Below are 532 nucleotides of genomic sequence, written 5' to 3'. Positions count from 1 at the left end.
TGGGTCTGGACGCCGACGAAGATATGGGCTTCCTGGCCGGTGTGGTAGCGATAGTTGAATTCGGTGATCTGCCGCCGGCCCAGGGCCTCGCAGAAGGCCCGAAAGCTGCCCGGCCGCTCGGGGATGGTCACGGCGATGATGGCTTCGCGCTGCTCGCCCAGTTCGGCGCGTTCGGCCACGTGTCTCAGGCGGTCGAAGTTGACGTTGGCGCCGGAATCGATGGCCACCAGCACCTGGCCGCCACCGCCCGCGCGCTCGGCGTACTTCTTGATCCCGGCCACGCCCAGGGCGCCAGCCGGTTCGGTGATGGAGCGGGTGTCGTCGTAGATGTCCTTGATCGCCGCGCAGATCTCGTCGCTGCTGACGGTGATCACCTCGTCCACATAGCGCCGGCAGATCTCGAAGGTATGGTGGCCGATCTGGGCCACGGCCACGCCATCGGCGAACAGCCCGACTCGCGGCAAGACCACTCGCTCGCCAGCCGCCATGGCCTGCTGCAGGCAGTTGGAGTCGTCCGGCTCGACGCCTATGA

At 67.1% G+C, this 532-nt stretch carries 1 protein-coding gene; it reads right to left on the bottom strand.

What is annotated here, in order from left to right:
- The coding region (locus C722_RS0122200) for a pyridoxal-phosphate dependent enzyme (RefSeq protein ID WP_017642612.1) at positions 1-532 on the bottom strand (532 nt) is incomplete at both ends.

Origin of the sequence: Pseudomonas sp. 313, assembly GCF_000316965.1 — a bacterium.
In the GTDB taxonomy this organism is placed as follows: Bacteria; Pseudomonadota; Gammaproteobacteria; order Pseudomonadales; family Pseudomonadaceae; genus Chryseomonas; species Chryseomonas benzopyrenica.
The sequence above is the reverse complement of the archived record's forward strand: the minus strand, read 5'-3'. Positions and strand labels throughout refer to the sequence as shown.